Source organism: Pseudogracilibacillus sp. ICA-222130 (assembly GCF_037892545.1).
Classification (GTDB): Bacteria; Bacillota; Bacilli; order Bacillales; family Amphibacillaceae; genus Pseudogracilibacillus.
Genome location: NZ_JBBKBG010000002.1, coordinates 173,687 through 187,633, shown reverse-complemented (window position 1 = coordinate 187,633; position 13,947 = coordinate 173,687). Strand labels below are relative to the sequence as shown.

The 13,947-nt window shown below is 34.4% G+C and carries 15 protein-coding genes and 1 tRNA gene; 6 read left to right on the top strand and 10 right to left on the bottom strand.

What is annotated here, in order from left to right:
* Nucleotides 1–3: 3 nt before the first annotated feature.
* From WKT09_RS02285 to WKT09_RS02275, 3 genes are all read right to left on the bottom strand, one after another.
* Nucleotides 4–447, bottom strand: coding sequence for a hypothetical protein (locus tag WKT09_RS02285; protein WP_340414475.1), 444 nt, complete (start codon nucleotides 445–447; stop codon nucleotides 4–6).
* The gene (locus tag WKT09_RS02280) at nucleotides 437–1,564 is read right to left on the bottom strand and encodes a nucleotidyltransferase (protein WP_340414474.1); all 1,128 of its coding nucleotides are present in this window, start codon (nucleotides 1,562–1,564) and stop codon (nucleotides 437–439) included. Before WKT09_RS02280 ends, WKT09_RS02285 begins: the two co-directional genes overlap by 11 nt.
* A 512-nt stretch (nucleotides 1,565–2,076) precedes the next feature.
* Nucleotides 2,077–2,149: transfer RNA gene (locus tag WKT09_RS02275), tRNA-Val, on the bottom strand.
* Nucleotides 2,150–2,315: 166 nt separating this feature from the next.
* On the opposite strand from WKT09_RS02275, the gene WKT09_RS02270 reads away from it, so the two are divergent.
* Nucleotides 2,316–2,603, top strand: a complete 288-nt coding sequence (locus WKT09_RS02270; RefSeq protein WP_340414473.1) for a DUF378 domain-containing protein — start codon at nucleotides 2,316–2,318, stop codon at nucleotides 2,601–2,603.
* A gap of 235 nt (nucleotides 2,604–2,838) precedes the next feature.
* On the opposite strand, the gene WKT09_RS02265 is transcribed toward WKT09_RS02270, so the two are convergent.
* The gene (locus tag WKT09_RS02265) at nucleotides 2,839–4,644 is read right to left on the bottom strand and encodes a DNA ligase D (RefSeq protein WP_340414472.1); all 1,806 of its coding nucleotides are present in this window, start codon (nucleotides 4,642–4,644) and stop codon (nucleotides 2,839–2,841) included.
* A gap of 87 nt (nucleotides 4,645–4,731) precedes the next feature.
* Between WKT09_RS02265 and ku the strand changes: the two genes are divergently transcribed.
* The 3 genes from ku to WKT09_RS02250 all read left to right on the top strand — a co-directional run bounded on the left by ku (nucleotide 4,732) and on the right by WKT09_RS02250 (nucleotide 6,400).
* On the top strand, nucleotides 4,732–5,574 hold the full coding sequence (gene ku, locus WKT09_RS02260) for a non-homologous end joining protein Ku (RefSeq protein WP_340414471.1): 843 nt from the start codon (nucleotides 4,732–4,734) through the stop codon (nucleotides 5,572–5,574).
* Nucleotides 5,575–5,738: 164 nt separating this feature from the next.
* A complete protein-coding gene (locus WKT09_RS02255) occupies nucleotides 5,739–5,987 on the top strand; it encodes a GlsB/YeaQ/YmgE family stress response membrane protein (protein WP_340414470.1) in 249 nt (82 codons plus the stop codon).
* 107 nt (nucleotides 5,988–6,094) lie between these two features.
* Complete coding sequence (locus WKT09_RS02250; RefSeq protein WP_340414469.1) at nucleotides 6,095–6,400, top strand: DUF3243 family protein; 306 nt, start codon at nucleotides 6,095–6,097, stop codon at nucleotides 6,398–6,400.
* Between the two features lie 148 nt (nucleotides 6,401–6,548).
* Here WKT09_RS02250 and WKT09_RS02245 read toward each other — a convergent pair whose 3' ends face one another.
* Nucleotides 6,549–7,673 carry a glycerate kinase gene (locus WKT09_RS02245; protein WP_340414468.1) on the bottom strand — a complete coding sequence of 375 codons (1,125 nt, stop codon included), beginning with the start codon at nucleotides 7,671–7,673 and terminating at the stop codon, nucleotides 6,549–6,551.
* Nucleotides 7,674–8,070: 397 nt separating this feature from the next.
* Between WKT09_RS02245 and WKT09_RS02240 the strand changes: the two genes are divergently transcribed.
* Both WKT09_RS02240 and WKT09_RS02235 read left to right on the top strand, forming a co-directional pair.
* Nucleotides 8,071–8,664 (top strand): class D sortase, encoded by a 594-nt coding sequence (locus WKT09_RS02240; RefSeq protein ID WP_340414467.1) that lies wholly within the window; start codon nucleotides 8,071–8,073, stop codon nucleotides 8,662–8,664.
* Nucleotides 8,665–8,800: 136 nt separating this feature from the next.
* Nucleotides 8,801–9,277, top strand: a complete 477-nt coding sequence (locus tag WKT09_RS02235; protein ID WP_340414466.1) for a hypothetical protein — start codon at nucleotides 8,801–8,803, stop codon at nucleotides 9,275–9,277.
* A 43-nt stretch (nucleotides 9,278–9,320) separates the two neighbouring features.
* On the opposite strand, the gene WKT09_RS02230 is transcribed toward WKT09_RS02235, so the two are convergent.
* The 5 genes from WKT09_RS02230 to WKT09_RS02210 form a co-directional block, all read right to left on the bottom strand.
* Complete coding sequence (locus tag WKT09_RS02230) at nucleotides 9,321–10,214, bottom strand: 3-hydroxyacyl-CoA dehydrogenase (RefSeq protein ID WP_340414465.1); 894 nt, start codon at nucleotides 10,212–10,214, stop codon at nucleotides 9,321–9,323.
* Between the two features lie 223 nt (nucleotides 10,215–10,437).
* Entirely contained in the window at nucleotides 10,438–10,869 is a 432-nt protein-coding gene (locus tag WKT09_RS02225; protein ID WP_340414464.1) for a nucleoside 2-deoxyribosyltransferase, read from the bottom strand.
* A 66-nt stretch (nucleotides 10,870–10,935) separates the two neighbouring features.
* Complete coding sequence (locus WKT09_RS02220; RefSeq protein WP_340414463.1) at nucleotides 10,936–11,862, bottom strand: AEC family transporter; 927 nt, start codon at nucleotides 11,860–11,862, stop codon at nucleotides 10,936–10,938.
* A gap of 75 nt (nucleotides 11,863–11,937) precedes the next feature.
* On the bottom strand, nucleotides 11,938–12,795 hold the full coding sequence (locus WKT09_RS02215) for a DMT family transporter (protein ID WP_340414462.1): 858 nt from the start codon (nucleotides 12,793–12,795) through the stop codon (nucleotides 11,938–11,940).
* A 182-nt stretch (nucleotides 12,796–12,977) separates the two neighbouring features.
* The gene (locus WKT09_RS02210; protein ID WP_340414461.1) at nucleotides 12,978–13,937 is read right to left on the bottom strand and encodes a carbohydrate kinase family protein; all 960 of its coding nucleotides are present in this window, start codon (nucleotides 13,935–13,937) and stop codon (nucleotides 12,978–12,980) included.
* Nucleotides 13,938–13,947: the final 10 nt, after the last annotated feature.

Genomic DNA, 13,947 nt, shown 5'->3' with positions numbered 1-13,947 from the left:
TAACTAAAGTTTTTTTCGTTTTCTAATAATTGGGTGTTCCCCTCCGCCTAACCATTTTCCAGTCGCATGCCACATTTCATAATAATAGAGCCAAAGTGTAGTCCAAGGAACAATTGTTTCGGCTATAACCATTTGTTTCGTCCATTCCTTCTTCTTAGGACGAAAAAGGCATAATTTGTTCCCTGGGTATACATGAGGTATTTTCTCTTCTCCTCTATTTTCCAGTGGTGGATCAAGCACAAGCACTTTTGGTTGTAGCATACCTAATGAATAAGTTATTTCCACAAGATAACTCTTACTTAGCGGCGTGGGCTGTAATTTGCCAGTCCAAACAACCTTATTCTTCTTCCACGCCTGCTTAAATTTAGGAAAAGCAAGATTCATAGCAATGATTTGTTGTGAAATAGGAATATGGTTTTTATTAAAAAAATTCTTCTTATTCGCCATAAAATGTGTTCTTCCTCATTGCAACTACGTTCACTTCTTTTGTCGTTGCTACTAACAATCCAGCACCAGCAACGCCAAGTGTGTTGGTCTCTCTCGCCTTTTCCATATACTCCGCTTGCTCCTCAAGAGTTTCGTTAATAACATTTTCCCCGAACATCACTTTAAGTTCCTCTGCAATTTCATGAATACCTCGAAGTTCGTTTAATCGGTTCCACTTTTGCTTAAAATCACGAATGAACGAAACAAAAGATTTATACAATTCTGGATGATCCTCCCATCGTTCACTCAGATCTTCATTTTCGTTTGTTGGATTTAACACAGTTAATCGTTCTCCGTCTGTCGGAAGGACCGAAAGAATGCCTGCCAAGATTGCAGTAATTGCTTCAAAAACAGATGCTTGTCCTTTATATAATTGTCCTGCCAACGTTGTTAAGACAATACTAATCGGAGCAGAATCGAGTTCATCTTCAAAATAGACATCCCGATATCGTTTAATTAATTGAACCGCACGCTTTAAAGGTGGTTTTCTTTCAATATTCTCATCATGTGGTAGCGGTTTTATGTCCGCCCGTTTTTCGAGTAGTAATTCATACTGATAGGATTGTTTGTTAAACCAAGCTGAATATCCTTTTGGATTACTATCCTTCCAGTCTTTTACTTTTCTGTCAGGAACTTTGATATTTGTATTTGATGTCTGACTAGCTGGATGAGCCGGTAATATATCCACGTGAAACTCATTGGCATAGTTTAGCCGAATACAGCGTTTTTTTCTTTCAACCATATTTTTATATGTCTTATTTTCTTTGAGGCGTTTTTCGATGGAGTCTAAAAGTTTTATCGGGTCTTTTCCTTGCCATGTTTCATAAATTTGGCATACTAAATCAAGATCGTACTCCTGCTTAGAAAGTGGCTTAACAGTCGTACCGATACTTAGTGATCCTTGGGGATAGATTTCAATTTCTGCACCACCTAATTCTTCACCTTTGGAAAGCCAGGTTCCAACTGTTAGATACCTTTCCTCGGCAAGTTTTCGTTGTGTTTTACTAATTTGAAGTTTTGCACCCACACGTTGAAGTAAATCGTCTAATTGGTTTAATACGTAAAATTTTCCGTTCATAAAATCTCCTCTCTGGAACCGAATGTTCGTTCCTAATTAGATAACCATATTATATCCTTTTGGTCAGTACTGTTCAAGGTAAATAATCAATATATAGACATCATTAACATAAATAACACAATATATTGTGTTGCATTTGTTTTAAATAATAATTCCGTGTTAAATGGTATTGATAAAAGTATAGGCCACGATTAAGTTATGGCTATGTAATAATGCATTAACTCCCCAAATTTCTTTTGCATCAGATAATGCTTTAAGACTTATTTCTTAGTGTGACCAATAGCTATCATCTATTAGTTAAACTTACGTACGCTAAATCTGTTGCTAACCACGATATTAAAAGTTAGTAATCCTAGTCATAACAAAACAATAAATTGAAGCAACCGAATTTATACGCTGCTAATTCGTACTTAAACATGTGTTATTCTCATTTGGTCAACAAAAACAAATTATTTTTATTTATTATAAACACAAAAAACGCTTGTCCTATATAGGACAAACGTTTAAATGTATGACTCCGATTGGGCTCGAACCAACGACCTCTACCCTGTCAAGGTAGCGCTCTCCCAGCTGAGCTACGGAGTCGAATATGTAAGAACATGTATTATAATAGCCAATATATACAGCTTTGTCAACAAATAACATAATCAACGACATTATCTCTACACATTTTATTGATTCATAACGCGAATATTATCCGAGTATAATAAAACCTCTTTTGTAAAGAATATAAAAAAGGAGGTTTTGGCTTATGAATTGGTCACAAATATTAGCCTTAATTTTAGTGATAATAGGTGCGATTAATTGGGGATTGATTGGTTTTTTTCAATTCGATTTAGTTGCATCTATCTTTGGTGGACAGGGAGCAATCTTATCTAGAATTATTTATGCATTAGTTGGGTTAAGTGGCTTATACGCATTAACCTTATTCTTTATTGGCATGGACAATGATTTGGTCGATAATGAAATGAGAGCGAATAGACCGAATTATGGTACAGAGTTTGGGGATGATTTTCGATCATTTTACAAATCGGAATGATATAGATTAACCAGAGAAGGATGAGGCGTTCTTTAGATCACGGAATTATTTTACTTATACAAAAGAAAGCACCCCTTAATTCAGATCTTGCTCTAACTTAAGGAGTGCACGTCATCGTCTCCCTCTATCCTGAAAAAGAATATTCCTCGGCAGTAAGCCTTTACTTGATGGTTTACTGTTTTTTTGTGGTGACTTGGATTGATCATCCATATGGAAAATAATAGAAGCATCCTTATTAGGTTGAAGATTGTATCATTGTTAATACTTTATTCATTTCTTGAGTCGCTCCAACTTCAAAATATTTGTCAAATGGACATCCTAATAAATGAATTCGTTCCACTACATTTTCAATTGTAAATTGATCAGGAACAAGACCCTCTCTAATCTCTTGCCAAAAAAGTGGTGTTGCAACCGTTGCATCTGCAGTTTTCCTTGGTGAATATGGTGCAATCAATGTTTTATTTTTCCCGTGCTGTACATAGTCAATATATAAACGCCCTTTTCTATTTTTCTTTAAACGTTCGGTTGTAAATAAATCCGAATAATTATTTTCTAAAGTCCATGCAATTGCTTGCGTAAACAGAGCAGTCTCTTCGTATGTCATACTCTGTACAGGGATCGGTATATGGACTTGCAAACCTTTATTCCCCGATGTTTTAACGAATGATATTAAATTCAGGCGGTCTAATAAAAGCTTAATTATTAACGCAGCCCGTATAGCTAAATCAAATCTTTCTCTATCCGGTGGATCTAAATCAAACACAATTTCATTTGGATATTCACTGTCTAACGTTTGAAAAGGGATGTGATATTCCATCGCCCCATGATTAGCGAACCAAACAAGATGGTCTAATGTATCACAAACAATTAATTTGTCGCCATCTACTTCTATAGGTTTAATAAATTCAGGAGCGTAACTTGGAAGATTCTTTTGAAAGAAACTTTCGCCTAACACACCATCCGGAGAACGAATGACGGTTAATGCTTTTCCCCTTAGGAAGGGTAACATATAAGGAGAAACTTCTCTTATATAAGTAAGTAAATTCCCTTTCGTCAACTTTTTATCTGGCCAAAACACCTTGTTCGTATTAGTTATTTCCATTCCAGGTGGAATCATAGCCATATCAAGATGTAATTGCTCGATGGTACATTCTTCTGGTCTTGTATTAGGTAGGAGTTCTTTAAATGATGGCTCCCTTAATTCGCCTTTATGTAAGTCTAAAGTGTTTATGGATACACAAATAGCCGGTAATAGTGAATAACCGTCCCCCTGTTTATCACCTTTTGTTATAAAAATTTGTTTCAATGTACTCATTGATTCCTCATTTAAACCGTGTTTACATTTTCCAATAGTTTTGATGACTCCCCCATCATACACACTGACTAGAAAATAACCATTGACCATATCCATATGAGTTAAAAAGCCTTGGACTTTTCGCCAATTTTTAATTTTATACCAATCTCGATGTTTTTTACCTTCTAAATACACGCTATTTTTCCTTTTAGCAATCAATCCTTCTCCCTTATAATCATAGACTTTTTTCCATAAATTTTTACCATTTTCATATGTGTGAATGAACTGTATTCGTACTTTTAAAGAAGATGCTGTAAATAATTCTTTTAGTAATTGTTTTCGATACAATAATTTTTTATGGTACAAATACTCCCCTTTATACTGTAAAAGGTCAAAAGCCATAAACGTTACGGGTCGTTCTTCCGATTTATTTCGAATCAAGTCCTCATTTTTTAACCTTCCTCGTTTTTGTATCCATGAAAAATTTGCTTGAAATGGATTGTTTAACACAACTAATTCGCCATCCATTTTCACTGGTAAAAATGCATTCATTTTCTCTTTATTTTTATGACAATAGTTGATGATCTCTGGAAAATTTCCAGACAAATCTTTATTATTTCTGTTTGTAATTTTCACTCCATCTCTTTCCCAATGTAACACACATCGAAATCCGTCATACTTTACTTCATACAACCAATCATCGCCCTTAGGGATTTCCTCTATTGCTATTGGTTTCATAACGTTCATATGTATCACCTCTTTTACATAGCATGCCTCATTCTTTGTATAAAAAACTTACAAATCAGCAAAATAATTAGAAAAGGAGGACAAGTCATGCACACAATGTGGAAAGGGACAATAAGTTTTGGACTTGTAAACATACCTGTAAAAATGCACGCTGCAACCGAAAATAAGGATATAAAACTTAGACAATTGCATAAGAAGTGTAAAACACCTATTAAATATGAAAAAACTTGCCCTTACTGTGAGGAAGAAGTTAAAAGTGAAGATATTGTTAAAGCGTATGAATATGCTAAAGATAAATTTGTTATTTTAGATGAAAAAGAATTAGAGGCATTACAAAAAGAGCAAACCGATAAAGCAGTGGAAATTATTGACTTTGTAAAGTTATCGGATATAGATCCTATTTATTTTGAAAAAAGTTATTATTTATCGCCAAACGAAGGTGGAAGTAAAGCTTATGGTTTATTGCGTAATGCTTTAAAAGATACTAAAAAAATAGGCGTTGCAAAAATGATGATCCGATCAAAAGAACAACTAGCTGTAATTCGTGTGTATGCGAATACTTTAGTAGTTGAAACGATTCATTATCCAGATGAAGTAAGAGATGTAAAGGAAGTTCCAAATGTACCCGCTAAAGTAGACACTGTAAAAAAGGAATTGGATACAGCTAAAATGTTAATTGAGCAATTAACGACGAAGTTTGATCCAGAAAAATATACAGACGATTATAGGACGGCATTGCTTGAATTAATTGAAGAAAAGAAAAACAAAAAGCAAACAACTACCGTTACAGCAGAAGGCAAACCCGGCCCAGGTTTTGAGTCTAACTTGATGGATGCCTTACAAGCATCATTGAATCGAGCGAAAAAGGATCATCCAAAGACAAAGAATACTAAACGAAAATCTACAACTAAAAAACAAACTACATCGTAACAATTAATTTAAACTAGAGCGCAACAAAGCGTTCTTTTTTCAAGTTTCACCCTTACACCATGAAACACGACATGTTATAGTTTTCAGCTTAAGATTACGTGGAGTGGCTTTCATTATTAACAACGTATCAATTGGGAAACATATCAAAAAGGAGGAAGAGTAAAATGGGAACTTTATGGGCACTTATTGTCGGTGGTATTCTTGGTTGGTTAGCAGGATTAATTATAAGTAAAGATGTTCCAGGTGGAATCATTGGTAATATTATAGCTGGTATAGTTGGTGGTTGGTTAGGTTCTATATTGATGGGAAACTTTGGACCAGAAATAGGTGGTTTCTTTATCATTCCTACCTTAATTGGGGCAATTATCGTAATTGGTATCCTAAGCCTCATTATGGGTAGTATACGAAAGTAATTTGTTTTTTATTTGAGTAAAAGTATTTTTTGTATTTTTTTACCATGGTTAATATTACATCAATTAGCTCATAATTATACATAGAAATTAAAAAGGAGTGATTGGACATGGAGATGCAAAATAAAGTGCAAAAAGAATTAACTGAGATGGACAGTGAACAAAAGGATTCCATCCTAGAAAATTTTGATCGTTTTAAACAATACCTCTTAGAAAAAATCGAACTAGGGGAAAATATGGGATTAAGCGATGACAAGCTTGCAAAAGCAACGGAATTAGTCGCAAATTATCTCGCTAAACATGAAGAGCCTCGTAATCGAGAGGAACATCTCTTAATGGAGTTATGGAAATCTGGATCCAAAGAAGAACAAAAGTCACTTTCCCATATGCTTCTAGAAATGATTAAGAAATCTTAAATCATTTTTCATGTGAAAAATATTGATTTCTTCAAAACCTAAAACGATACGATAAACTATATCCCCTAGAAATCATTACTATTTCTAGGGGATTAAATTTAAATACAATTAAATTAAACCAATACCTTCCACCTGTATTCACTCCTTTTCATTTATAAAATGATAAAATCAATGACATTATTTGTTTCGTTTGTTCATACAGCAATGTTTCTGCTTGATTCATACATTCTTCTAAACTCAGCGGTCCATTGACAATGGAAAAACACCCTGCAAATTGATCTGATAATTTTTCATGTTTACTTATGGATCCTGAAAGTAAGACGGTCGGTACATTATATTGTTTTGCTAATGTAGCTACATAGCTCGGGGCTTTCCCATACAATGTCTGTTCATCTGTTTTTCCTTCTCCTGTGATAACGAATGTTGTATCTTCCAACTCTTGTTCTAATTCAATCATTTGAGCAATTAATTTAGCCCCCGATTTTAACTTTGCATGTAAACATAAAAGAGCAAATCCTATTCCACCTGCGGCCCCCGCTCCTTCTTGTTTTTTTAAGTTGTTTTGAAAGGCATTCTCTAAAATAGTTCCATATCGATCCATCGCTTGATCAAATTGCGCTAAATTAGAAGAGGGTAAACCTTTTTGTGGTCCATACACATATGTTGCCCCTTGTTTTCCACAAAGCGGATTATTTACATCTGATGCTACTTTTATTTCCACCTCTGTTTGCCATTTGTTTAAAGCGGTTACATCTACAGTATGAATGTCTGAAATATCTTTCCCAAAAATGGAAACCTCTTCTCCAATATTATTAAATGCTTTCATACCTAATGCCTGTAACATTCCTAATCCACCATCATTCGTGGCACTTCCACCAATACCGATAACAAATTGTCGACAACCACGACGATAGGCATCTTCCATTACTTCTCCCAAACCATACGAAGTTGTGTTATATGGATTCCTCTCTGAAAGTGATATTTGTTCCAAACCAGCTATTAATGCCATTTCAATAAATGCAATATGATCATCAGATATTCCATAATACGTATTGATTTTTTCTCCACGTGCTCCTGTGACATACACATAAATTTTTTCCATATTCCCCCTATGAAATAAACTATTTAATGTTCCCTCGCCCCCATCTGCCATAGGTTTTAAAACGGTTCTAATCGACGGTTCTACATCATGTATGGCTTGAGCAATTATTTCAGAAACATTTGTAGCCTCTAAACTATCTTTATAACTGTCTGGCGCGATTACTATTTTCATTTTGCTACTCCTTTATATGAATTACGGAAAGATCTGCAATCGTTCCATCGACTAACTCGATTTCTTGCGGTTTCTTCTTTACATACATATACAAGATATTTAATCGATGAACTTAGATTATATTTGGTTAATCGCTTCACTTTCTTTGGACATGGTGTGTAAAATTTCCACCACTCCTTCATTTGACATAATCATATCATCTTCCTCATATATCGTACATATATAATCTAAATCATCCTGCTGACATAAATTATATAAACGTTCTAATTTTCAAAGTTAAAAATATGCATTACCTATAAAAAGTATGAATACCATTAAATAATGTAATTTTTCCAAGTGTATAGTATGATAGAAGTAATTATTAAAGTAAGACTTTTCAGAAAGGAACGGAATGCCTATGTCTCGTACAATTTCAGTTTTATTAATTATCGCTGGACTAGCATTATTAGCATATGGAGGTTATGAATATTTCACTTCCAAATATAATGAAGGTCAACGTTTAAGCGAAGCGAAAGAATTTGTTTCAACTGATATTGTTGAGGATAATATTGATTTCGATTATAGTGTATTCAGTGAAGGAGATACAATTGGTGTATTATACATCCCGAAACTAGATCGTGAAATCCCAATTGTTGAAGGAACAGATGAAAAGGAATTAGCTCAAGGTGTCGGGCATTATTCAGGTACAGGGTTTCCAGGTGAGAACAAACAAATTTTACTCTCGGGCCACCGTGATACTGTTTTTCGAAATTTTGGTGATTTAGAAGATGGGGATGAATTCCATATCCAAATGGAGCATGGAACATTCGTCTATGCAATTCGCGATAGTGAAACAGTCATCGTACCAGCAGATGATACGACAATAATCGACCCAAGTCGTGATGAAGAAGTATTAACTGTTTCTACCTGTTATCCATTCTCCTATATTGGAGATGCACCAGACAGATATATTTTGCACTCTTATCCTGTAACAGAAAAATCAAATAAATAATACGTCTAATCTCCGAGAAAATTTGTCGGAGATATTTTTTATGCGAATTTCTTAACGTTTTCTCATTTTCCTCTCGCTTTGTTATCATTTTTTCCCTTTAATATATAAGTATGAGTCGAAGGGAGAGAGAGATAAAATGAAAAAAATGATTGGTTTAATAGTTGTTCTAGTTCTCGTATTAGGAATTGGGTTTGGTTTAACTACAAAAGCGGATGAAATCACCGTCTACCATAATCAAACAAACCAAGATGAGCATGTAAAAGATGATGGTGATAAATTAACAGAAGAAACTCCAGTAGAGTCAGAAGCTGAAGTGGATAAAGAAGTTGATACAACAGATATAGACGAAGATTCCACAAAAGAAGAAACCGTAACAGAAACGCCTGATACAACCGAAACATATCAATTTGAAGAAACAAAAATAATTGAAAGTAAAGTAGATATGAATGGACTGTCTATGGATGTCGTGGAAGATAATCCGTACAAACGAATTATGTTAATAAAAGATGAAAATGGACATAAACAATATAAAACAATTTATATGAAAAAGAAAAACTTCTTAAAAATTATCGACCTGAACGGCGGCATGATGTATAAAGGTAAAGTAAGCTAAACTAAACAAACACCCTTAGAGTGACCTCTAAGAGTGTTTTTATTTATTTTAAGAAATCTTCCTCTTTATACGCTGGATTTGGATACGTGTAAAACCCTTCCCCACTTTGTACACCTAATTTATTTTTATCAATGAAATTCTCTTTTAAATATTTAGCAACCTTTTTTCCCTGTTCATCTCCAGCAGCAGCCTTAGTTTTTGCTAAATTATAAGGTGTATTAATTCCTATAATGTCTAAAATCGCAAACGGACCACTTGGGGCACCTGTTGAAATCATCCAAGTTTTATCAATTGTGTGAGGATCTGCTATCCCGTTTACAACCAGATACTCTGCAGAGTTTAGGAATGGCACTAATAAGGAGTTTAATACATATCCTGGTTGCTCTTTATATATTGGTATCGGAATCATCCCTATTTCTTTCGCAAATTCAATGGTACGATCAAAAACCTTCTCTTCTGTGCCTTCATGTTTCATAATCTCCGCAATGTTAAATTTCCAAATTTCATTCGCAAAATGTAAATGGAGATATCTTCCCGGATTTTTTACAAACGATTTAATTTGGCTCGGAATAAAAGTTGATGAATTCGATGCGAAAATAACATCGTCGCTCGCCTTTTCAGATAATTCCGCATAAAAGTCATGTTTAATATCAAGTAATTCTGGTACCGCTTCAATAACTAATTGTACGTTGTCAACTGCTTCTTCTATGCTAGTGAAAAAAACAATCCTATTATAAGCCTCGTCTAGAACTTCGTCTGTCAATCCAAGATCCGCTTTATATCTTTCCTTTAATACATTTAATCGTTCTTTTGCCGCTTCGATCGCCGCTTCGTTAATGTCATACACATGTACACCAAAACCATGTACTGCGGATTGAAATACAATTTGACTTCCTAACACGCCTGAACCTGCAACCATTATATTGTTTATTTCCATTACAAAACATCCTTTCTTGGATAAAAGCAAGCTTATTTTTATCCATCGTAATATGTTTTTATTATTGCCTTCCTATTACTAATGTACACCTTTTAAAATATAGATGCAAAGAACTAGTCCCTTTTTAGTGAAATGAGAAAAAGAGGATAAAAAAAGATGATCCCTACATTAATATAGGAATCATCTACTTTTAAATGGTACCGTCCCAATAAAACGAATCATCTTACACATCTTTAATTTTTTTCATATAAGGTTTTGCTGGTGCTAGCTCAAAGTCATATGCTCGAATTTCGTCTAAGGACTCAAAATAACCGTGAAGTGCATCTGTAATCATCAAGTTAATAATATTTCCTGATGGATTATATAAATATACTGGTCGACCGATGGCATACGCATAACCAACTTCAAATGCTGTCCCTGTATCTCCATAGTTGTCGTCTAATATAGCGATTAATGCGTCACACCATTTAATATGGTTTATATCATTCCGAAATACATTTGTACGCCATTCAAATGAAGCAAATTCAAATTCAGGTAATTGATTTTGACGCGGTGAAAACATTTGATGTCCGCTTTCTTGTAAAACTTGCTCTATGTCTTTTACGTGTGTTAATTCTTCCTCATTGAAAAATGGGGATGCAATATAAAATTTCATCGTGCTGTCTCCTTTTTCTCTCTCATTATCTATAATCGTAAAGAAATATTACTACTATTGCAATGTTTATCCAAATAATAATTGCGATACATAAATGACACCCGTTACAGTAATGACACTAAAGAACGTCGTAATCAGAACTGTTTGTCCTGCGAATTCAGGGTATACATCATATTCCAACGCCATTTGTGCACTATTTCGGGATGCTGGAAAAGAACTAGCAATTAATAATCCTTGTGCGGTGACACCGTCAAGGCCGAGGATATAAATAAGTGCTAATGCTAGCGCTGGGGCTACAAGCAATCTACTAATACAACTTAATAATAATGTCCAATTCATCATTTTAAGGCTCATAAAAGCTACTTGTGCACCTAATGCTAACAAAGCAATTGGTAAAAAGGATGCATTAACCCCTTCTAAAGGAATCCAAATAAATGTCGGAATTGGAATGTCATATGTATTAAATAAAAATCCAAGGAATAAGGCATATAAAATAGGATTTTTTAATATTTCACGGGAAATGTTAGACTTATCATATTTTGCACTAACGGTATTTAGTAAACCATAAGTATGGGTAATAAACGTTTGAATCGTCATGACGACAATTTGAATCGTTACACCTACTGGATTACTCGCGAATACTAATTGGCTAACAGGGAGCCCGAAATTCCCCGAATTCATCAAGACGACACTATTTTTAAAATTCGCCGTCATTCCACGATCTAGTTTCAATATTTTCGCCATTATTGCACCATACACCATTAATATAATACTAAAAATAAGTTGAAATTTTAATATTTCTAAAAAGATTGTTTTATCTATATTACTTTCATATAAATTCACGAATGCGACAACCGGTAATAAATAATACGTCGTAATTTTGGATAACGTTTTTAAATCAAAATGAAATATACGGTGTAAAAAGATTCCCATGCCAATAAGGATAAATACTGGTGCGATTACTTCCATTAATATACTGAAAAATAAGTCCATCTGTCTATCCCTTCTCTCTCCGTTCATTATATCTAGAAAAGAAAATGCACACATCAAATAAGATGTATGCACGTCTTATGTGGTTGTCACTTTTCTTCCCTTTAAGAACATATAAACCATGGAACTTAATATGATGACATATCCGACTAAACTATATATGTCAGGTCCTTGACCAAAAACGGTAAAACTTAAAATGGTTGTGAAAATAACCGTTGAATACGTAAAAATAGATATATCTTTTGCCGGAGCAAATTTGTACGCAAGTGTAATTCCAAACTGTCCAATGGTTGCAAAAAATCCTGCTAGTAATAAATAGGTTAATTGTTTCGTTGTCATCGGTTCATAATAAAATATAAGAAACGGTAATAAAACAACCGTTGAGAAAAAAGAAAAATAAAAGACGACCGTATAAAACTTTTCCCGATTTCCGAGCACACGTAACAATGTATAGGCTGCCGCAGCGAAAATAGCTGATAATATTCCAACACCATACGGTACGATATCGATAGAAAATGATGGTTTTACAATGAATAGCATGCCGATAAATGCAAATACAATTGTCACAATTTGAAATGGTAGAACACGTTCCTTTAAAAATATTGCTGAAAAAATGATCACGAGAAACGGACTTAATTTATTTAACATATCTGCATCAGACATAACTAAATGATCAATTGCATAAAAGAGGAAAATAATTCCAATCGTTCCAAATATCGATCGACCAAGCAAAACTAGTTGGTTTTCCTTTTTACCGAAGAGAGATTCTTTATTATATATAACGAATAAAAATGCGATAATGGCGGATACGAAATTACGGAAAAATGTTTTTTGAATCGATGGAAGATCCCCAGCCAATTTTACAAAAAGGGTCATGATAGAAAATCCAATCGATGAAATTAACATTAGTATGATACCTTTAACTATATTGTTCAAAAAATACACTCCTACTATTACGATGTGTCTTATACTTTGTGAAAAAATCCCACAATGATACATTTTCTTATAAATGAACATACAGTGCAAGAATTTTGATTTCTATGTAGGTACATACAACAAATTGAATAAATCACACATATCGTATAAACGGGCAACATCTTTCACATACAAACATAGTGCTACAGCGATCTATTTTTTCGAATAAACTCTTGAACTTCTTCTAGTTTCGGAAAGCTCTTAAAGGCGCCCAGCTTTGTCGTCGTTAATGCTGCAACAGCATTTGCAAAGGTGATCACCTCTTCTACTTCTCGGACAGATAATGTTGATAACGTGTCGGTTTGCAATATGCCATATAAAATACTTCCCATAAATGCGTCTCCCGCACCGGTCGTATCAATGGTATACACTGTATAGGAAGAAACATAGCCAGAGAAATCATGCCACATATAATAACAACCAGCCGCTCCTAATGTGACAAAAATATACGGTATACGATAAGTTTCTCTTATTTTAGCAGCACCTTTCTCTACATCTGTTTCACCGGTTAAAAAAGTTATTTCTTCTTCCGAAAATTTCACGACATCGACATAAGTAAGCGCCTTTTTCATCCGTGCTCGTGCCATATCTACATCGTCCCACACATCTTCACGAAGATTCATATCAAAACTAAGCAATGCCCCAGCATCTTTAGCAATTTTTACTGCCTGAAACGTCGCTTCACAACAAGTGTCATGTGTTAAGGATATCGAACCGAAATGAAATATTTCTGTATTTCGAATGCTCACTTCGTCTATCTCTTCTACCGAAAGCAGTGTATCCGCCCCTAATGCTCGATAAAATGTAAAACTACGATCTCCTGTTTCGTCTAAATGAACGAACGTAATTGTCGTATGTGCTGTTTCTGTTTCCACTAACTGTGACGTATCAATTCGAAATTCATTAAGTGTACGACGAATATATACGCCAAAATTATCTACCCCGACCTTTCCTATAAATGCTGTTTCTTTTCCTAATTTAGATAAAACCGCAAGTACGTTTGCAGGGGCTCCACCGACATGTTGCACATATGTGGGGGCGTCTGCATTAGGCACTGGCGTAAAATCAATTAAAATTTCTCCTATTGCGGTTACATGTACCACCTTCATCAAA

What these genes read in the sequence shown, in the direction of transcription:
- WKT09_RS02285 (WP_340414475.1), bottom strand. Translation starts at nt 447, where the DNA reads ATGGCGAATAAGAAGAATTTTTTTAATAAAAACCATATTCCTATTTCA.
- WKT09_RS02280 (WP_340414474.1), bottom strand. Translation starts at nt 1,564, where the DNA reads ATGAACGGAAAATTTTACGTATTAAACCAATTAGACGATTTACTTCAA.
- WKT09_RS02270 (WP_340414473.1), top strand. Translation starts at nt 2,316, where the DNA reads ATGAATTGGTCACAAATATTAGCCTTAATTTTAGTGATAATAGGTGCG.
- WKT09_RS02265 (WP_340414472.1), bottom strand. Translation starts at nt 4,644, where the DNA reads ATGAACGTTATGAAACCAATAGCAATAGAGGAAATCCCTAAGGGCGAT.
- ku (WP_340414471.1), top strand. Translation starts at nt 4,732, where the DNA reads ATGCACACAATGTGGAAAGGGACAATAAGTTTTGGACTTGTAAACATA.
- WKT09_RS02255 (WP_340414470.1), top strand. Translation starts at nt 5,739, where the DNA reads ATGGGAACTTTATGGGCACTTATTGTCGGTGGTATTCTTGGTTGGTTA.
- WKT09_RS02250 (WP_340414469.1), top strand. Translation starts at nt 6,095, where the DNA reads ATGGAGATGCAAAATAAAGTGCAAAAAGAATTAACTGAGATGGACAGT.
- WKT09_RS02245 (WP_340414468.1), bottom strand. Translation starts at nt 7,673, where the DNA reads ATGAAAATAGTAATCGCGCCAGACAGTTATAAAGATAGTTTAGAGGCT.
- WKT09_RS02240 (WP_340414467.1), top strand. Translation starts at nt 8,071, where the DNA reads ATGTCTCGTACAATTTCAGTTTTATTAATTATCGCTGGACTAGCATTA.
- WKT09_RS02235 (WP_340414466.1), top strand. Translation starts at nt 8,801, where the DNA reads ATGAAAAAAATGATTGGTTTAATAGTTGTTCTAGTTCTCGTATTAGGA.
- WKT09_RS02230 (WP_340414465.1), bottom strand. Translation starts at nt 10,214, where the DNA reads ATGGAAATAAACAATATAATGGTTGCAGGTTCAGGCGTGTTAGGAAGT.
- WKT09_RS02225 (WP_340414464.1), bottom strand. Translation starts at nt 10,869, where the DNA reads ATGAAATTTTATATTGCATCCCCATTTTTCAATGAGGAAGAATTAACA.
- WKT09_RS02220 (WP_340414463.1), bottom strand. Translation starts at nt 11,862, where the DNA reads ATGGACTTATTTTTCAGTATATTAATGGAAGTAATCGCACCAGTATTT.